Raw genomic sequence first — 20238 nt, forward strand, 5'->3', positions numbered from 1 at the left:
ATATGAAACCAAGCAAAAAAAACAATAGAGCGATCGGTCATTTAAAAACGATGGTTCAGTCAAAAACGATGGCTCAGTCATCAGCAATGAATGTGCACACCGTGACTAACCAAGCCGGTCTACATAACAAAAATAAGCACCATGGTCGCTATGATTTTGTAGCCTTGATGGTTGCTCTACCTGAATTGAAGCCATGCGTAATTAACAACCCACGTGGTGAGAAAAGCATTAATTTTTCAGATCCGTTGGCGGTCAAACTGTTGAATAAAGCGTTACTAGCGCATCACTATAAAGTGACAGAGTGGGACATTCCTAAAGGGTATCTTTGCCCACCGATTCCCGGCCGAGCGGACTACATTCATCGCGCTGCCGAGCTGTTATCGAACGAGAGTAAATCAATCAAGCACACGTTGGTCAGAGCGCTTGATATTGGTGTTGGGGCAAATTGTATCTACCCAATTATTGGCGTGTGCGACTACGGCTGGCAATATGTGGCGAGTGACATTGATGAAGTGTCTGTGGAAAACGCTAATAAGATCGCAGCGAATAATGAACGGCTACAGCGTCATATCGAGTGTCGTCTTCAACACAATGGTCGGCACTTTTTTGAAGGGGTAATAAAGGCCGGAGAATTTTATGACATTACCACCTGTAACCCGCCTTTTCATAAGTCGTTGCAAGAGGCAGAGCAGGGCAGTCAGCGAAAAATCAACAACCTGAATGCAAATAAAGCGAAAAAGGGTACGTTAAAAAATACGTTAAATCGAGCAGCAGAACCGTCAAAAACCAGCGCTCCAACCCTCAATTTTGGTGGCCAAAAAGCGGAACTTTGGTGTGACGGTGGCGAAGCTGAATTTATCAAAAACATGGCCCTTGAAAGCAAACAGTTTGGCAATCAGGTGTTATGGTTTACCACGCTGATCTCTAAAAAAGAGAACGTTAAGTGGATGCAAAAAACGTTAGAAAAGATAGGCGCAGTGGAAATGAAAATCGTAGAAATGAGCCAAGGGCAAAAGATCAGCCGTTTTGTCGCATGGACGTTTAAAACGGCACCACAGCGACAAAAGTGGCTAAAGCTGAAAAGTTAGTTCACTTAAGACTGTTGCGCTATCAGGTCATTAAGTTGGCGCTGGTATTTTTTTTCTAACGCGGTATTGCCAGCTTGTTTTTCTAGCTCGACCAACAAGGTTAACGATGATGCCCGCAGTCCAAAACGTTGATGGAAATGCATTAGACGTATTCTTGCATCGGTAAACTCTTGCTGTTCTATTTCGATTTTCGCTAATTGTAAGATTGAACGGGCGCGATTAGGGTCATGATCCAATGCTCGTTTGAAATACGTTTTTGCCTGAACGGTATTGCCAGCTTTTAAGGCACATAAAGCCGCGTTCTCGTAGCTGCCTGAAATGAGATAGTAATAGGGTTGATTGACTGCGCGATTGAAGAAATCATCCGCTTGCTTGACGTTTCCTTGCTTACACAGAAATGTACCGTAGTTGTTGAGCACATTGCCGTTTTTAGGGTGTTGACGAAGCGCCGTCTTGTAGATGTTTTCAGCCGATTTAGGCTCGCCTACCGCCTCATAATAATGGGCCATGCTAAGCTGAGTTCGATAGTAGTTAGGGGCATGTTTGAGTGCTTTTTCCAAATTCTCTCTTGCTCTGATCATGTTGCCTTTTTCAAGGTACCCAAGCCCTAGTGCTAAACGAGTTTCCGCCATATCGATGGACGATGCTTTTGTTGGTGTCTCGTCGCCGTCTGTTACCGTCACACAACCTGTTATGCTCATTACTGTGCTGATCACTACGCTCATAGCGATGTTTATCGCTATAGTCTTTGATGGCATAACTGAGATCGGTGACGACATAGCAAAAAGTGTCTTTTTCATAAGGGCTCCTTGTTAGCAGATTCATCATATTCTGAATGTTACGGTTAGAGATACCGAGCAAGGAACAATGCGAGCAAGTTAGCAATCATAAAAAAACGGTCATATTAATGACCGTTTTTCTTGTTTATTATTAACTAAAGAGTAAATAAGGTGTTGATTATTAATCATCTTTCGTAAAGTGGGCTTCACTGAACTTATCAAGGTCGTAAGGGGTTTGTTGATAAACGCAGTAATTGAGCCAGTTAGAGAACAGCAAGTGTCCGTGACTACGCCAACTGGCACACGGTTTGTTATCCGCGTTGTTATTTGGGTAGTAATTAATCGGCATTGCTGGCTCCATGCCTTCGCCTAAATCACGAATGTATTCATGATGCAATGTGAGCGCGTCGTACTCAGGGTGGCCTGTTACAAAAACGTTTCGTTTGTCTTTCGTTGCTGCTAGGTAAACGCCAGCGACATCTGAACTGGCTAAAATATCCAGCTCAGTATGCGCTTCTAGGAATTCAGTAGAAAAATCTGCATAGCGAGAATGGGGGGCCAAAAACGTATCGTCAAAACCTCGTAAAACGGGGTGGAACGGTTGGTGAATTTTATGATGGTACACGCCAGAGAGCTTTTCTTTTCGAGTGCGTTTTGGCAGGTCGTAAAGGAGTTTCAACCCCGCCTGAGCCGCCCAGCATACGTACAATGTCGATGTCACATGACTTTTGGCCCAGTTCATGATGCTTTGTAGATGATCCCAGTAAATCACATCTTCAAACTGCACAAGACCAAGAGGGGCGCCGGTAATAATCAAGCCATCGAAGTTGCGGTTTTTCACCATTTCAAATTGACGATAAAAATTATCAAGATGCTCTGTAGGGGTATTCTTACTTGGGCGATCATCAATGCGCAGCAATTCAACATCCACCTGTAGTGGGCTGTTAGAAAGCAATCGTAAGAATTGAGTTTCCGTCTCAATTTTTTTTGGCATAAGATTTAAGATCAACACCTTGAGCGGACGAATCTCCTGAGTTGAGGCGCGAGACTCGGGCATGATAAATATGTTTTCTTCGCGCAACACATCGGATGCAGGCAGTTGATCGGGGATCTTAATTGGCACAGCTCTTCTCCCTAAGCTATTTATTTTGGACGTCTATACATCCAAACTTAACGTAATCAGTATAAGATGTCGATAGGAAAATGAATCTAAATCGCGTTACTATGCAACTTCTATAATGACTTCTATAAGTAATCCTATAGTAATGAACAAAGTATGAGCAAACCGTTATGACACAAACGTTCACCTTGATTCGTGGCCTGCCTGGGTCAGGAAAATCGACACTTGCACAGACGATGAATGCGGCTCATTTTGAAGCCGATATGTATTTTATTACTGCTCAAGGGGAATACCATTACGATGCTGGCTTAATCCAGTGTGCCCATGAGTGGTGTTATAAGCAGACGGAACAGGCACTCTTTAACGGTGAGAGTGTTGTTGTGTCCAATACCTTTGTGCGTCGTTGGGAGATCCTGCCGTATTACCATCTTGCGCGTCAGTTTGGCTTAACACTGGACGTCATAGAGTGCACGGGCAGTTATGCCAATATTCATGACGTTGACAAAAAAACAATCACTAAAATGAAGAAACGGTGGCAGCAATGGCAAAACGATCGCCAGTCATAGATATATCGTCATACGGTATATACACAACATGGGATTCACGAGCGAAAGACTTACCCAAAATTCAAGAGTTTACGACTAATGTTCCGGCAGAGGTCGATGTAGAGTTTGGTCTTATCATCAACATTAAAAAAGCCAAAGGCGAGAAGTTTACTTTTTGCATTGACCATCCTGGTATATTGAGTAAAAAAGGTGAGCCCTTAGAACCATTCACCGGTGAAGAGTATATAAACAGTAACGACTTTGATTTCTACTTAGGTGACACAGTGTGGGAGCCGGTAGAAGATAAGTTGGGTAAATGGACAATGACCATTGAGTTACAGGGTCGCGTTGTCGCTGAAAAAACCTTCCATTTAATTGGAAAGAATGAGCAGCAATTTTGGAAGCACCGAGGCTTTTAACCGTTACGTTGACGTCTCCGGTGTTTTTCAAGGTAACTGTTTATCAAAAAGACAAAAAACAGGAGCCGTAAAGGCGCCTGTTTTTATTGATGTAAACAATGCGTTATGAATTACTGAACAGCCGCGTCGGGTTTGGTTCTTAACTTATTAATGAATCCAATCACTATTGGGCTAATCAATACCAAGGCCGCGATGACAGTAAAGGTCAGCGTAATCGGACGTTCCCATAAGAAGCTCAGTTCTCCATCACTGATCATCAATGCTCGGCGTAAGTTCTCTTCCATTAATCCACCAAGGATGAACCCAAGCAAGAGTGGGGCTAGTGGGAAGTTAGCAAGCCGCAAAGCTATCGCAGCCATGGCCACAATCAACATGATGAACACATCCATGGTGTTAAATGAAACGAGATACACCCCCGTAATTGAGAAGAACAAAATCATCGGAAGAAGTACTGTCCTTGGCACGGCCAATAACTTTGAAATGTAAGGGATTAATGGGAGGTTAAGAATAACCAGTACGATGTTACCAAAGTACATAGAAATGATGACCGACCAAAATACATCTGGGTGCTCTACAAACAAACGTGGACCAGGTTGAATACCGTAAGCTATCAAAGCACCAAGCATGATGGCTGTTGTACCCGAACCGGGGATTCCCAATGTCAAAAGAGGAACAAAGGATCCGCTTGATGCTGCGTTGTTTGCTGATTCTGGGGCAACCAAACCACGAATGCTGCCCTTACCAAACTCTTTTTTCTTGTCTTTTGGCGCCAGGCTTCGTTCCATTCCGTAGCTAAGAAACGCGGCAATAGTTGCGCCAGCGCCAGGAAGAACGCCAGTAAAGAAACCAAGAATAGACGATCGAATCGAGACCGGAGCCACTTCTTTGAATTCTTCCTTTGTGACCTTCATGCTACCAATATTGGCCATAATTTGATTTTCTTCGCCACTGGTGTCTTTCTCTGGCTTCAATATTCCCATCAGCGTTTCGCCAAGCGCAAATGTCGCCATAGCAAGCAGTAAGAAGCTAAAGCCATCCATAAGGTCAGTTAGGCCAAAAGTAAAACGTTCAACACCGACACCTTTGTCTATTCCCACGGTAGACAGCATTAAGCCTAGAATCGTCATCATCCATGCTTTCACGACTTGCCCTGGGCCGGCAAAGGCCGCAACGGCTGATAGGCCTAAGATCATGAGCGCAAAGTAGTCAGAAGATTGGAAGCTCAACGAAACGCTAGCAAGTGCGGGCGCTGCGATAAGTAGCATAATTGCAGATAAGGTACCGCCAGTGAACGATGAGTAGGCCGCCAGCGCAAGGGCTTTACCCGCTTGGCCTTTTTGTGCCATTGGGTAACCATCAAATGCTGTCACCACCGTCGAAGAACAGCCTGGTGCGTTAATCAAAATTGACGAGGTCGAACCGCCAAATACCGCGCCGTAATAAACACCCGCCATCAAGATAAGGCCAGAAGAAGGGTCTAATCCATAAGTGATTGGGATCATCAAAGCAATCGCTGAAATTGGCCCTAGGCCAGGCAGCATGCCGATAAAAGTCCCCACAAAACAACCAACAACTACCATCATGATGTTCATTGGCATCACTGCGGTAGAGAGTCCTTGTAAAATTCCGTCTAACATATTGTGAGTCCTAATTACCAGAGAGTGAAGATCAGACCAGGCTCAAGATAAATATCTAAACCTTGTGTCAGGAGCAAATAAAAAATGATAACAAAAGGGAATGACGCGCCCAGCAGTACGGATCTTCTGCGTTCTCCGAGTAAGTAGAAGCCAGCAAGAAGAAACAGACTGGTTGCTATCACGAAACCTAAGTAGGTTAATCCAAGTCCGTACAATGCCATCAAGCACAAAAATGCGATAAGCAACTTCCAGTCAAAGTCAGTAACGGCACCACTGTCTACATCTTTTTTGCCAGTCACTAATAAAAGAAGGGAAAGGCCGATACCAGCAAAGGTGAGTAGGGTAGGCAAGGTTCTTGCCGTAAACGGTTCATATTCATCGCCAGGGAACAAAGGAATAAGAGTGCTTTGGTAGCCATAACATAAACAGACTAAAAGGAAGATAAACGCCCCGACTCTATCGCGACACAGTAAGTTTTCTTTAGTGAAAAAATTGGTTGGCGAATCCGACATATCCAACTCCAATTGCTGAGGAAATAAAAGGCCGTATACGAGCGAGTTAATGAGCCGCTATCTTCTATTGTGAAGAGCTAAGCGCTAACCAAAAAGTAAGCTAAATTACTGCTAGTCAATTGGGCTTACCTGCTTAAGTACATAAAATATGCAATAAACAAAGGAGTTTTGAGGGTAAACTCGTATACGGCAAAACGGTTTATATCTAGGGCTTCAACGGCATATAACTGCCCAGAAGCCCTATATTGATGTGTTACTAATGGTGTTACTTAAGGAAACCAAGCTCACGCATTAGATCGCCCATTTGCTTTTCTTGATCTTCAAGGAATGAATAGAAGTCTTTGTCTGCTTTGTAGTTGTCGATCCAACCGTTACGGTCACGAACCACTTCCCACTGCTCTGTTTTGTACATCTTCGTCAGTGCTTGGTTCCATGAGTCCACTTTTTCTTGGCTAACGCCTGGTGCTGCAAAGAAACCGCGCCAGTTAGCAAAGACGGTCTCATTGCCATACTCAACCAGTGTTGGAATGTTTGGAGCCGCTTCAAGACGCTCAGGTGCCGTGATGGCAATAACTTTTACTTGACCTGATTTAGACATTTCTAACACTTCGCCTAAACCCGTTGATAGAAGTTGTGTTTCGCCTGATAGCAATGCTGCCATTGCTTTACCACCCGCATCGTAGGCAATATAGCGAACTTTCTTCGCATCAAACCCTTCACCTTTAAACGCTGCCGCAACAACAAGGTGGTCCATACTGCCACGCGCCGATCCGCCAGCAATTTTTACTTTACGAGGGTTCGATTCGAACTCTTTAACCACGTCTTCCCATGTATTGTAAGGAGAATCAGCAGAGGCAACGATTGCACCGTAGTCCGCGATAGTTGCTGCAACAGGCGTTAAATCACGGAAAGATTGAGGGAAAATACCGGTTAGTGAGCGAACAACAATCGGTGTTGAGTTTACCATTAGGGTGTCTTCTTGACGCTCAGCCGTTTCTATAAGGTGTGCAATGGCTTTACCGCCGCCGCCACCAGAAAGGTTTTGGAATGACACATTTTCAACAATATCAGATTTAACCAGAACATCCCCTGTACCACGAGCGGTCATATCCCAACCACCACCAGCGCCACCTGGAATAATAAAGTGGATTTTCTCTAGATCCGCTGCAAAAGCGCTGAAAGAAAATGATGCTGCGATAATAGACGCTGCAAGTGTTGGTTTTAATACCTTAAACATGTTTCACGTTCCTTATGTAGGTGCACGATCTGAATAGACGAGTGCTTATCATTATGTTTGTCTGCATAGACAAGCGAACCGACTATGCAGAGTCATTTGAGGTTACGTGGATGTTAATTTTTTGTCTTTAATGTGTGGATAAAAAGAATATTGGTCATTTAGGAGATTTAGTTCATAAAGTTCACGGTATGAACATCAAGGTGCCAGTTAGCTTGCTATGCTGACAATTGAATAAAAAATTGAGTTAAATAGAGCGTAAAAACGCCAATGTCATTCGGTCACACTATGGAGGGTGGGAATGAAAGATTCAAAAAGGAAGACTAGAAAGTACTCGATCCGTTTTACTGTCGGGAGTTTATTCATCCTCGCTACAATGCTCACTTCTCTTTTTACCATTTCTATCCAATATCACTTTTCAAGAGAGATGTCAGAAGATTTGGTGCTGTCTAAACTGTCGTTTACCTCAACTAAAGTCAGTGAGCATATAGAGGATATAGAGGCCAATGCTTCGAATGTTGCAAGGTTATTGAAGCATATTTCTGTGGTAACCGAGTATCAATTTAGTCAACGTGAAGTGAAGACTATTTTTACTCAGACACTGTTAGATAACCCCATGTTTTATAGTATTTATTGGGGCAATAACAATGAAGATTTTTACCAAATAATTAACCTTGATTCATCGCCGATTGTCCGAGAGAAACTTAACGCTGCGGTTAATGATCGATGGGTCGTGATACAGGTTAATGGGCCTAAAGAGAACAGGGTAAGAGAGACACACTATTATACCGAAAATTATACGCTGACCAAAAAAACGACGGAAGAGAGTAACTTCTACCCAACTCAGCGGCCTTGGTATGCTCAAGCAACAAAAGAACACGTGCTCAAAACGGACCCCTATTTATTTCAACATCTTAAAATAACTGGGCAAACGTACGCAGTGAGAACCAATCATGAAGTGATAGGGATAGATATTGTCCTGTCTTCAGTCAGCTCTCTGATCTCGCCAAAAGCTTTGGGGTTAGGTGGGGAGTTAGGCGTTGAGTCTTTCATTTTTAATAACAGAGGCGAAATTATTGCGTCTAGCCATAGCCAACAAAAAGAGATCCAACGAACAATTATTCCTCCATCTAACGTGCTGACCTTTAATGCAGAGCAAAAACGGTTTTTAGAAGACTCAAGATCATTACTGGTTTCTAACCAAAATGATTGGGGCCCTTTAGACTATTCATTGGCAGGCGAACCAAGAGGTTATTCCGTCGATCTTCTTTCCATCGTGAGTGAAATGACGGGGTTAAAGTTTGAGTTTGTTAATGGATTCACCTGGCAAGAGCTGTCCGATAAATTCAATCGAGGTGAATTAGATCTCTTGCAATCCAGCGTAGGCCCTGAATCGTCTAGTGAGGTAGACACGGTCGATAGTGTCGCTTTGTATTCTATGCCCCTCGGCATCGCAACACACTTGAGCGATGCTGACAAAACGCAAGACCAGCTGATGTCCCTTCCTATTGCTTTAGTTAAAGGCCGTTTAACGGAGACGCTGCTAGAAAAAGGAAAAGAAAGAACGCTCCTATTTGCAAACAGCATTGATGAAGCGATGCAATGGCTCAGTACTGGGAAAGTCACGTCGGTGGTTGATGCATTACCAGTATTAAACAGTTATAGAGATACCACCTATTCCAGTGACCTTAATATTAGCCCCTTACAGCGCAATAAACCCGTCGAATATTACTTATCAATGAAGACGGATGACCAAAGGTTAATGGATGCGATAGCTTTAGCGATAGCTAACGTGACTGATAAGCAATGGCAAGCACTGAATAAAAAATGGCTAAACCAAAAGTTGAAGCACGAAGCCTTGGTACCGTATGCAGAACTGATGGCGTTAACTGAACAGCCGGCTCTTCAAAATCAAATGATAGAGCAAGACATCAACGGATCAGCCCATTATCTCTACCTAGCACCGATGGGCGATCCTACGAGTGCAACCGAGTACTTTGCCGTTATTGTCCCTCATCAAGTTGTGATTGATAAGGTGATCCCCAAGGTACTAACATCGATGGGATTGAGCTTCATGATTTTGTTTCTCTTGTTGCCTGTTGCCTGGGTATTTGGTAACCCGATCGTCAGACCCGTGGATCTACTGACAAAAGAAACGTATAAAATTTCTCTGCGTCAGTTTGACGATGTTCATCATGTTCAATCACGTATTAAAGAAGTGTCTGAGCTGTCTGATTCTATGATGGATATGGTGGAAGAGATTAAGCGCTATCAAAAGTCGCAAGAAGAATTTGTCGAGTCGTTTATTCGTTTAATTGCTCAAGCGATCGATGAAAAATCCCCTTATACTGCTGGGCATTGTAACCGAGTGCCTGAAATAGGGATGTTGCTGGCGGATGCTGTGGAAAGTGTGCAAGAGGGTAAGTTTAAAGATTTTAAGTTTGCTAATGATAAAGAGAGAAAGGAGTTTCAGATCGCAGCTTGGCTTCACGATTGTGGAAAGATAACGACCCCAGAGCACATCGTAGACAAGGGCAGTAAACTGGAAGCCAATTATAATCGAATCCATGAAATTAGAACACGCTTTGAAGTGCTATGGCGTGATGCTGAAATTCACTACCTCAAGCAATTACGCGATGGAGAGGACAACAAGCAAACTACAAATAGCGAGCAAACCGACAAACAGACAGAACAAGCATTGATGGAAGAATGGCTGGCTCGCCAGGAGCAGTTAAAAAGTGATTTCGAATTTATCTCGACATCCAATGTAGGCAGTGAATTCATGGGCGAAGAGCAAGTGAAACGAATCCATCAGATAGGGCAACAAACCTGGCAACGCTATTTTGATGATGCTTTGGGGCTTTCACCGTTTGAAGAACTCTCCAAAAAACGCAGTGACCAACCATTGCCGGTGACTGAAACGCTGCTGAGCAATAAACCAGAGCATATTATTAAAAGAATACGGCCGTTAGAGTTTGATCCTAAATTTGGTATTAATATTGAGGTACCGGAACATCAATACAATCTGGGTGAACTTTATAATCTATCCATTAGAAGTGGAACGTTAACCAAAGAAGACCGTTTTAAAATCAATGAGCATATGATCAGCGGAATTAAAATGCTCAATAATCTGCCATTCCCGCCAGAGCTAAGTCGTGTGCCTCGTTACGCTTCAACGCATCATGAAACATTAAAAGGAACGGGTTACCCTCGTAAACTTACTCGTGATGATCTTTCGATTCCAGAGCGAATACTCGTGATTGCTGACATTTTTGAAGCATTAACTGCCGCCGACAGACCTTACAAGAAGGCCAAACCCGTCAGTGTCGCTATTGATATCATGCATAAAATGGCGTTGGATGATCATTTAGATATCGACTTGTTTATGCTTTTCTTAGAAAGCGGTGTGTACAAAGAATACGCGACTCGCTTTTTACCTGAAGCCCAGGTCGATGAAGTCGATATTGAAAAGTTTCGCTCGTAAAGCTAGCCGTTTTTGAGTGAAAATCACGCAATAGAGAGTCAAACACTCTCTGTTGCGCCTCTTCCCCTAAATAGAGAATATTGTCGACACAATGTCATCGGTCTCACATCTCTTATCATTCTTGTCGTTATCTGTATTTTAATCTTAATTCATTGAAAATCAGGCTTAATGTTCAATATTTCGAACCAATATCTCGCATCTTATCTAAAATCAAACACCTATACCTTAGTCTAAAGTGTCGACAATTTACTTGATTGTCGACACTTTAATGGTCTATTTTATAAACACAGCAGCAGATTGTTGACACGAATCGGGTTAGCTCAAGTAACTTATTAACCCCAGTAATTTATTCATCCCAGTAACTTATTCATCCCAGTAACAGGTCAACCAAGATAATGTGAGTGCATGAACATGAACAGTACCATTTCAGAATTGAGTCTCTCTTACGAAGCCAAAACTCGTGCGCCTGAAAAAGAAAACACCAAATCAGAAAGCTTAACGGAATATCTGATTGAGGCGATTGTTGGCGGTGATATCCCACCGGGAAGCAAAATATCTGAGCCTGAACTGGCGAAACGATTTGAAGTCAGTCGTGGGCCGCTTAGAGAAGCGATTATGCGCGTTGAAGGGCTGGGTTTAATCGAGCGCATCCCACATGTTGGCGCAAGGGTGATTACCTTTTCCCAAGAAAAACTCATAGAGCTGTATTCCGTTAGGGAAGCGTTAGAAGGGATGGCCGCCCGACTTGCGGCAAGACACATTACACCAGACGAGTTAATCAAGTTAGAACAAGTATTGGCAACCCATTCTAAACATATCGATCAAGTTGAGGGGGCGTCTTACTTTCATCAACATGGCGATTTTGATTTCCATTATCGAATCATTAAAGCCAGCCGAAATAGCAAATTGGTCTCCCTATTATGTGGAGAGCTTTACCACTTGCTGCGTATGTATCGTTATCAATCGCCTCGGGCGCAATCAAGGCCAACAGAAGCGCTGGAGGAGCACAAATTTATTCTACAAGCGATACGCAATCGTGATGAAGAGTTGGCTGAAATGCTCATGAGACGACATATTTCTGGTAGCCGAAGACTCATAGAAAAACAGATTCAACAAGATGACACCTAGTTGTTTTCTTGGTCTGGTCAGCGACGTTCTAGCCACTGTAGGTCTAGCAAGTAATACAAGACAGAACAATGAAAATGAATAGTAATAAAAATGCATAGTAATAAAAATGAATAACAACTATCGACTGAGTTAAAGGGAGTTTAACCATGAAAATATCACCGGGGGCCAAATTTAGGCTTGCTGTCGAACACAATAATCCACTGCAAATTGTTGGTACGGTCAACCCATACTGCGCAATGATGGCGAAAAACATCGGCCACCAAGCAATTTATTTATCGGGCGGGGGCATCGCGAATGCGTCGTATGGGCTACCCGATTTAGGGATTACAACACTCAATGATGTGCTCGTGGATGTTGAGCGAGTCACCAACGCTTGCGATTTACCATTGTTGGTGGACATCGACACAGGATTTGGTGGTGCGTTTAACATTGCCAGAACGATCAAGTCGATTGAAAAAGCAGGCGCGGCGGCGGTGCATATGGAAGATCAGGTTGCACAAAAACGGTGTGGTCATCGACCAAACAAGGCCATTGTCAGTGCGCAAGAAATGGTTGACCGAATCAAAGCCGCAGTGGATGCACGAAACGATGAAAACTTTGTCATCATGGCGCGAACCGATGCATTGGCGGTAGAAGGGATTGATAGCGCGATTGAACGAGCGATCGCCTGTGTTGAAGCTGGGGCGGATATGATTTTCCCAGAAGCGATGAATCAACTGGATCAGTATGTGAAATTCTCGGCCGCCTTACAATCTGCGACGGGTAAGCATGTCCCGATTCTTGCCAATATCACCGAATTTGGTCAAACCCCTCTCTATAGCTGTGAAGATTTAGCCAAATCGAGTGTGGATATGGTGCTTTATCCATTGAGTGCATTTAGAGCGATGAATAAAGCCGCTGAAAATGTCTATCGACACTTGCTGGTGGAAGGCAATCAGGAAGCGGTAGTTGAATCGATGCAAACGCGCAAAGAGCTCTATGAACACCTCAATTACCATGATTACGAAGATAAGCTGGATCAGCTATTTTCTGGAAAATAGACCACATTAACTTAATCCAATAACGTGAAATCGTTAACTTATAAAAGTGCCGAAGAGCAACGACGAAGAATACAGTCACATAAGTTAGCACAGAAAAGGAGTTCATTATGTCTTCATCAGTTTCATCAGAAAGCGAAAAGGTAGCAAAGAAAAACGTAATTGGCGGCGCGGGCTTACGCGGACAAAGTGCTGGCACAACCTCACTGTGCACTGTAGGCCAAACAGGAACGGGCCTGACTTACCGAGGTTATGACATTACCGACTTAGCGAACAACGCCGAGTTTGAAGAAGTCGCTTATTTGCTGTTACAGGGGCATCTTCCCAACCGGGCTCAATTGGATGAATACAAAACGCGGTTGATCGGATTGCGAGGCCTACCATCCGCGCTTAAGCAAGCACTAGAATTAATACCCTCAACAGCTCATCCAATGGATGTCATGAGAACGGGCTGTTCTGTTCTGGGCAATCTAGAGCAAGAAATGGATTTTGCACAGCAACAGCAAGCAACAGAGCGAATGTTGGCACTCTTTCCTGCGATCATTTGTTACTGGTATCGGTTTAGCCACGATGGCGTGCGAATCGATACTCAAGACACGTCAGAGTCATGCATCGGTGGGTATTTTCTGAAAATGCTGACGGACAAATCTCCCAGTGAACTGCATAAAAAAGTCATGCATTGCTCGCTTATCTTATACGCCGAGCACGAGTTTAATGCATCCACATTTGCAGGCCGAGTGTGCGCTTCAACGTTGTCAGACATTCATTCTTGTATCACTGCTGCGATTGGCACATTACGTGGGCCTTTGCATGGCGGTGCAAACGAAGCTGCGATGGACATGATCCAAGATTGGCAAACCGCTGATGAAGCAGAAGAGAACATCATGGCAATGCTGGCAAACAAAGACAAAATCATGGGCTTTGGTCATGCGGTATACCGAGAAAGCGATCCTCGTAATGCATTGATAAAACGCTGGTCAAAAGAGTTGTCACTAGCGGTAGGGGACACACAATTGTATGCCGTTTCGGAGCGAGTGGAATCGGTGATGAAGCGTGAAAAAGACCTATTCTGTAACGCCGATTTCTTCCATGCATCCGCGTATCACTTTATGGATATCCCAACCAAACTGTTTACGCCTATCTTCGTTATGAGCCGTTTAACGGGGTGGGCGGCGCATATTTATGAGCAGCGTGCCAACAATCGAATTATCCGTCCAAGTGCTGACTACGATGGGCCTGAGCATCAAGATTGGTTACCGATTGATAAAAGGCAATAGGCCAACGAAATAGTCAAACAAACGAGTCAAAGACATTGCCTTTCAATAGCGCAACAAAACCAAGCAAACTGTGCAGATCAAGCAGAACAAGCCGATCCAGTACAGTAGGTAATGATTTAAAAAGCAGGGCGAACGATGCCTTGCTTGACCAAGATGAACCGATTCATGGACGGATGCTATGCCAAATTTCAGCGTAAATCAGCGATACCGAAAATCGCTGCCAGAGACACAATTAGACTATTTTGATGCGCGTGAAGCGATCAACCGTATTTCACCGGGTTCGTATGAAACACTGCCCTATACGTCAAGAATATTGGCAGAGCAGCTTGTTAGGCGATGTGACCCTAGCCAGCTGACCGATAGCCTAAAACAAATTATCGATAGAAAAAGCGACCTTGATTTTCCATGGTATCCAGCTCGTGTGGTCTGTCACGATATCCTTGGCCAAACCGCTCTGGTTGACCTAGCCGGGCTTCGAGATGCCATAGCAAAAGAAGGCGGCGACCCTGCCAGTGTGAATCCTGTTGTTGAAACACAGCTGATCGTTGACCACTCATTAGCTGTTGAACATGCAGGTTTTCAAAAGGACGCGTTTGATAAAAATAGAGCGATTGAAGAACGCCGAAATGAAGATCGCTTTCATTTTATTGAGTGGTGTAAAACCGCGTTTAAAAACGTCAGCGTGATTCCCGCTGGTAATGGGATCATGCACCAGATTAATCTGGAAAAAATGTCTCCAGTCGTTCAATCGCAGAACGGAATTGCCTTTCCTGATACGTGTGTGGGCACCGACAGCCATACGCCCCATGTTGATGCTCTGGGCGTGTTAGCCATTGGAGTGGGAGGATTGGAAGCAGAGACGGTGATGCTCGGTCGTCCATCAATGATGCGCTTGCCAGATATTGTCGGTGTTAAGCTTGTAGGAAAGCGCCAAGCCGGTATTACAGCAACCGATATTGTTTTAGCCATTACAGAGCTTTTGAGAAACGAACGAGTCGTTTCCAGCTACTTAGAATTCTTTGGGGAGGGGGTACGAGACCTGACGATAGGTGATCGTGCCACCATCGCCAATATGACACCAGAGTACGGCGCAACCGCTGGGATGTTTTACATCGATGAGCAGACCATCAATTACCTTACACTCACAGGCAGAGAAGCTGACCAAGTTGAGCTGGTTGAACGCTATGCGAAGCAAACCGGTTTGTGGGCCGATGACCTAGAGAGTGCGGTTTATGAACGTGTCATCGAGTTTGATTTATCGACGGTGCAACGGAACCTTGCTGGTCCTTCTAACCCGCACCGACGTTTACCGACAGCGGAACTTACCGAGCGAGGCATCGCCGGAAAATGGACTGATAATGGCAATCAAATGCCTGATGGCGCAGTGATCATTGCAGCTATAACCTCGTGCACTAACACCAGTAATCCAAGAAATGTCGTGGCGGCAGCGCTGGTTGCGAAAAAAGCCAATGAGCTTGGCTTAGTGCGTAAACCATGGGTGAAGACGTCGTTTGCTCCTGGTTCTAAAGTCGCCAAATTGTATCTGGAAGAGGCTGGGTTATTGCCAGAAATGGAAAAACTCGGTTTTGGTATCGTGGGATATGCTTGCACAACGTGTAACGGCATGAGTGGCGCGCTTTCACCAGACATTCAAAATGAAATCATTGAGCGTGACCTCTACACCACCGCAGTTCTGTCGGGTAATCGTAATTTTGATGGTCGAATTCACCCTTACGCAAAACAGGCATTTTTGGCATCGCCACCGCTTGTTGTTGTTTACGCCATAGCAGGAACCATTCGTTTTGATATCGAAAAGGACAGCTTAGGATTCGACAGCAGTGGCAATCCTATCTACCTCAATGACTTATGGCCGAGTGACGAGGAAATTGATTCTGTCGTAAATCGCCATGTTAAACCAGAGCAGTTCAATCAAATTTACATAAAAATGTTCAAACTGGATGAAAGCGAAACCAACCTCAACCCTTTGTACGATTGGCGTGAAAAAAGCACTTATATTCGCAAACCACCTTATTGGGAAGGAGCGCTTGCGGGTGAACGAAGCCTCAAAAATATGCGCCCGTTGGCGTTGCTTGGTGACAACATCACCACCGATCACCTCTCGCCTTCAAACGCTATTTTGGCATCAAGTGCGGCGGGTGAATATCTCACTAAGATGGACGTTCCAGAAGAAGACTTTAATTCCTATGCGACCCATCGGGGCGATCACTTAACCGCTCAGCGTGCCACATTCGCAAACCCAAAGCTGTTTAATGAAATGGTGAAAGAGAATGGTGAAGTGGTGCAGGGATCGCTTGCACGAGTAGAGCCAGAAGGAAAGGTTATGCGAATGTGGGAAGCTATTGAAACCTATATGGACCGCAAACAACCACTGATCATCGTTGCTGGTGGGGATTATGGGCAAGGTTCGTCACGAGACTGGGCAGCAAAAGGCGTTCGATTAGCGGGGGTAGAAGTGATCGTCGCAGAAGGGTTTGAACGCATTCACCGAACTAATTTAGTGGGTATGGGTGTGCTGCCGCTTGAGTTTAAATCGGGTCAAAATCGTCATACCTTCAACCTTGATGGCTCGGAAATTTACGATGTGCTCGGTGATATAAGACCGGGGGGGGATTTAGTGCTATCGATAACTCGAACCGATGGTGAGCAGTTTAACGTAGACGTTACTTGCCGTTTAGATACTGAAGATGAGGTAAATGTGTATAACGCTGGCGGCGTGTTACAACGTTTTGCTCAAGACTTTTTGTCTCAGTCTCTGTCTCAGTTGCCTTTGCAGTCTCAATATAACTTTCATTCTCACTCTCAAGCGGGGCCGGTATGAAACAGAGTAAAATTGTTGCCACCTACATGCGCGGCGGCACCAGCAAAGGTGTTTTCTTCAAATTAGAGGATTTACCTGCATCGGCTCAAGTACCTGGAAAGTCGCGAGATGAATTGCTACTTCGAGTCATCGGCAGTCCTGATCCTTATGGCAAACAAACGGATGGCATGGGCGGGGCGACGTCAAGCACAAGTAAAGCCGTTATTGTATCGAAAAGTCACCAAGGTGATCACGACGTTGATTACCTCTTTGGACAAGTCGCGATAGACAAACCCTTTGTTGATTGGAGTGGCAATTGCGGAAACTTATCTGCCGCGGTAGGGCCATTTGCAGTGGAAAGAGGGCTCATTGATCCATCACGTATTCCTCAAAACGGTGTCGTGGAAGTCAAAATATGGCAGGTCAATATTGCTAAAACCATTGTTGCTCATGTACCGATTGTTGATGGAGAAGTGCAAGAATTTGGGGACTTCGAACTCGATGGGGTGACTTTCCCAGCCGCCGAAATTCGGGTGGATTTTTTGAATCCATCAGACGGGAGTGGATCGATGTTTCCAACCGGAAACCTAATTGATGAACTTGTCGTGCCCGACGTTGGGACATTTAATGCGACGTTCATAAACGCGGGTATCCCGACAATTTTTGTTGATGCAGAATCACTCGGTTACACCGGAACAGAAAGCCAAGAAGTGATCAATGGCGATGAAAAGGCATTGGCGATGTTTGAATCCATAAGAGCGCATGGTGCACTAAGAATGGGGTTGATTCACGATATTGAAGAAGCGAAATCAAGACAACACACTCCCAAAGTGGCGTTTGTCAGCCCAGCCAAAACCTACCTCAGTTCGAGCGGAAAAACCGTCGATTGCGATGATATTGATGTGGTTGTGCGTGCGCTTTCTATGGGAAAACTCCATCACGCTATGATGGGAACAGCAGCGGTGGCCATCGCTTCGGCTGCTTGTGTGCAAGGTACGTTGGTTAATCTTGCGGCTGGAGGAAACAAGAGAGAATCCGTTACATTTGGTCACCCATCTGGCGTATTAAAGGTAGGCGCGAAAGCAAGCCATGGGCGACAAGGGTGGAGGGTTGATAGGGCGACCATGAGTCGAAGTGCCCGCGTATTGATGGAAGGGAAAGTGTGTGTCCCTTTTAGCACCTCACATTAACACTGTTTTTCATGGAGGAAACAGGGCATGTCTAAGAATGATAAAACTCAACATATAAAATCGGCCTATCAAGAAGAGTATCAATGGTCACAAACGGACCCAACATCGTTTTGGGGAACTCAGGCGAAAAATATCGACTGGTTTGAGCCACCTAAAACGGTGCTTGAATCCGATGAAAATGGTATCGAACGATGGTTTCCTGATGGAATATTGAACACCTGCTGGCTAGCGCTTGATTATCACTGCGAGAATGGACGAGGCGAGAAAGCCGCGTTAATTTATGATTCCCCAGTGACGGGAACACAGCGAGAATATACGTATTTAGAAATGCGTAACCAAGTTGCAAAAGTTGCGGGCATGTTAGCTGAGCAAGGAGTGTCGAAGGGCGATCGTGTGGTTATTTATATGCCTATGATTCCAGAAGCAGCAATGGCAATGCTCGCCTGCGCAAGACTTGGGGCGATTCACTCGGTTGTGTTTGGCGGGTTTGCACCGAGCGAGTTAGCGGTTCGAATAGAAGATGCGGAACCTAAGGTGGTGATCACGGCTTCTTGCGGAATCGAGATCAACAAAGTGCTGCCTTATAAGCCTCTTGTAGACCGGGCGATTATGGACAGTCGCTGGAAACCTGAAAAAGTTGTGGTCGTTCAACGAGAGCAATGTCTCGCGGAATTGAACTCAGAACGAGACATTGATTGGGCCAACAGTGTAGATCAAGCGCTCCCTCAAGCGTGCGTGCCTGTTTTGGCAACCGATCCTCTTTACATTCTTTATACCTCAGGAACCACGGGCAAACCGAAAGGCGTTGTTCGCGATAACGGTGGGCACGCTGTCGCAATGAAGTATTCCATGAGTACGATTTATGACATGCCCCAAGATGGCGTTTTTTGGGCGGCCTCTGACGTAGGTTGGGTGGTTGGTCACTCATACATTGTGTATGCACCGCTTATTCACGGGTGTACCAGCATTCTATTTGAAGGGAAGCCGGTAAGAACCCCTGACCCCGGCGCGTTTTGGCGAGTGTGCGAACAATATAAAGTGGATGTATTGTTTTCAGCACCGACAGCGTTTCGTGCAATAAAAAAGGAAGATTCGGAAGGCGCATTACTGACACAGTTTGATCTCTCTAACTTGAAAGCGGTGTTTATGGCTGGTGAGCGTTTAGACCCGCCAACACTTGAGTGGGTGCAATCTAAAACAAATAAACCGGTGATCGATCACTGGTGGCAAACAGAAACTGGGTGGGCGATAGCGAGTAACCCGACAGGCATTGAAAGAATGCCGATTAAAGCAGGGTCTGCGACAAAAGCGGTGCCAGGCTATCAGGTAGAAATACTCAATGAAGTCGGCGAGTCACTACCAGAAAACCAGCAAGGCTTTGTCGCATTGAAGCGCCCATTACCACCAGGCTGTTTGCCGACGGTATGGCGCAACCATGATCGTTTTGAAAGTGGCTATTTGAGTCAGTTCCCTGGCTACTATGTGTCTGGTGACGGTGGCTATTTGGATGAAGAGGGCTACTTATACATTATGGGCCGGATAGATGATGTCATTAATGTCGCGGGGCATCGCCTATCAACCGGAGAAATGGAAGAGATTGTTGGAGGCCATCCAGCGATTGCTGAGTGTGCCGTTGTTGGCATTCATGATGAGCTTAAAGGTCAGTTACCCCTTGGTTTAGTGGTATTGAAAGACGGTGTGAAAATCGATGATCTCGCATTGGAAGGAGAGCTCGTTGGTAAAGTTCGTAACGAAATTGGTGCGGTTGCATGTTTCAAACACGCGTTAGTGGTTGAGCGATTACCAAAAACGCGTTCAGGTAAAATTTTACGTCGAGTCATTAGGCAGATTGCAGACGGAGAGCAATATACGGTGCCATCAACGATCGATGATCCGGGTAGCCTCGCTGAAATCGAACGAGTGCTGAGTGAAACTTAGATAAACTTAGATAAATACAGCTACTCTGAATT

Annotated in this window: 15 protein-coding genes; 10 read left to right on the forward strand and 5 right to left on the reverse strand. The window is 44.9% G+C overall.

Annotation, left to right across the window (positions count from 1 at the left end; translation table 11 throughout):
- The first annotated feature begins 2 nt into the window (after positions 1–2).
- Positions 3–1088, forward strand: a complete 1086-nt coding sequence (rlmF, locus tag A1QO_RS18565) for a 23S rRNA (adenine(1618)-N(6))-methyltransferase RlmF (RefSeq protein ID WP_017041863.1) — start codon at positions 3–5, stop codon at positions 1086–1088.
- Positions 1089–1093: 5 nt separating this feature from the next.
- Here the strand turns inward: rlmF and pilW are convergent, their stop codons facing one another.
- Both pilW and metA read right to left on the reverse strand, forming a co-directional pair.
- On the reverse strand, positions 1094–1813 hold the full coding sequence (pilW, locus tag A1QO_RS18570; protein WP_026027102.1) for a type IV pilus biogenesis/stability protein PilW: 720 nt from the start codon (positions 1811–1813) through the stop codon (positions 1094–1096).
- A 235-nt stretch (positions 1814–2048) separates the two neighbouring features.
- Entirely contained in the window at positions 2049–2990 is a 942-nt protein-coding gene (gene metA, locus A1QO_RS18575) for a homoserine O-acetyltransferase MetA (protein WP_017034103.1), read from the reverse strand.
- Between the two features lie 167 nt (positions 2991–3157).
- On the opposite strand from metA, the gene A1QO_RS18580 reads away from it, so the two are divergent.
- Both A1QO_RS18580 and A1QO_RS18585 read left to right on the forward strand, forming a co-directional pair.
- Positions 3158–3553, forward strand: a complete 396-nt coding sequence (locus tag A1QO_RS18580; protein WP_017034102.1) for an AAA family ATPase — start codon at positions 3158–3160, stop codon at positions 3551–3553.
- Positions 3529–3951 carry a DUF3859 domain-containing protein gene (locus tag A1QO_RS18585; protein WP_017034101.1) on the forward strand — a complete coding sequence of 141 codons (423 nt, stop codon included), beginning with the start codon at positions 3529–3531 and terminating at the stop codon, positions 3949–3951. The genes A1QO_RS18580 and A1QO_RS18585 overlap by 25 nt, the downstream gene beginning before the upstream one ends.
- Before the next feature lie 110 nt (positions 3952–4061).
- Here A1QO_RS18585 and A1QO_RS18590 read toward each other — a convergent pair whose 3' ends face one another.
- The 3 genes from A1QO_RS18590 to A1QO_RS18600 form a co-directional block, all read right to left on the reverse strand.
- Entirely contained in the window at positions 4062–5588 is a 1527-nt protein-coding gene (locus tag A1QO_RS18590) for a tripartite tricarboxylate transporter permease (protein WP_017034100.1), read from the reverse strand.
- Between the two features lie 14 nt (positions 5589–5602).
- Positions 5603–6100 (reverse strand): tripartite tricarboxylate transporter TctB family protein, encoded by a 498-nt coding sequence (locus tag A1QO_RS18595; protein ID WP_017034099.1) that lies wholly within the window; start codon positions 6098–6100, stop codon positions 5603–5605.
- Between the two features lie 265 nt (positions 6101–6365).
- On the reverse strand, positions 6366–7337 hold the full coding sequence (locus A1QO_RS18600; protein ID WP_017034098.1) for a tripartite tricarboxylate transporter substrate binding protein: 972 nt from the start codon (positions 7335–7337) through the stop codon (positions 6366–6368).
- Positions 7338–7635: 298 nt separating this feature from the next.
- Here A1QO_RS18600 and A1QO_RS18605 point away from each other — a divergent pair, with 298 nt between their 5' ends.
- From A1QO_RS18605 to A1QO_RS18635, 7 genes are all read left to right on the forward strand, one after another.
- Positions 7636–10818: an HD domain-containing phosphohydrolase gene (locus tag A1QO_RS18605; protein ID WP_017041865.1), complete on the forward strand. Its 3183-nt coding sequence runs from the start codon at positions 7636–7638 to the stop codon at positions 10816–10818.
- Positions 10819–11223: 405 nt separating this feature from the next.
- On the forward strand, positions 11224–11946 hold the full coding sequence (locus tag A1QO_RS18610) for a GntR family transcriptional regulator (RefSeq protein WP_017038415.1): 723 nt from the start codon (positions 11224–11226) through the stop codon (positions 11944–11946).
- A gap of 146 nt (positions 11947–12092) precedes the next feature.
- Complete coding sequence (prpB, locus tag A1QO_RS18615; RefSeq protein ID WP_017041866.1) at positions 12093–12986, forward strand: methylisocitrate lyase; 894 nt, start codon at positions 12093–12095, stop codon at positions 12984–12986.
- 107 nt (positions 12987–13093) lie between these two features.
- Entirely contained in the window at positions 13094–14260 is a 1167-nt protein-coding gene (prpC, locus tag A1QO_RS18620) for a bifunctional 2-methylcitrate synthase/citrate synthase (protein ID WP_017034094.1), read from the forward strand.
- Positions 14261–14438: 178 nt separating this feature from the next.
- Complete coding sequence (gene acnD / locus A1QO_RS18625) at positions 14439–17099, forward strand: Fe/S-dependent 2-methylisocitrate dehydratase AcnD (RefSeq protein ID WP_017041867.1); 2661 nt, start codon at positions 14439–14441, stop codon at positions 17097–17099.
- On the forward strand, positions 17096–18268 hold the full coding sequence (prpF, locus tag A1QO_RS18630; RefSeq protein ID WP_017041868.1) for a 2-methylaconitate cis-trans isomerase PrpF: 1173 nt from the start codon (positions 17096–17098) through the stop codon (positions 18266–18268). Before acnD ends, prpF begins: the two co-directional genes overlap by 4 nt.
- 27 nt (positions 18269–18295) lie before the next feature.
- Positions 18296–20206: a propionyl-CoA synthetase gene (locus tag A1QO_RS18635; RefSeq protein WP_017038410.1), complete on the forward strand. Its 1911-nt coding sequence runs from the start codon at positions 18296–18298 to the stop codon at positions 20204–20206.
- The last annotated feature ends 32 nt before the right edge of the window (positions 20207–20238 follow it).

Origin of the sequence: Vibrio genomosp. F10 str. ZF-129 (genome assembly GCF_000287055.2) — a bacterium.
In the GTDB taxonomy this organism is placed as follows: Bacteria; Pseudomonadota; Gammaproteobacteria; order Enterobacterales; family Vibrionaceae; genus Vibrio.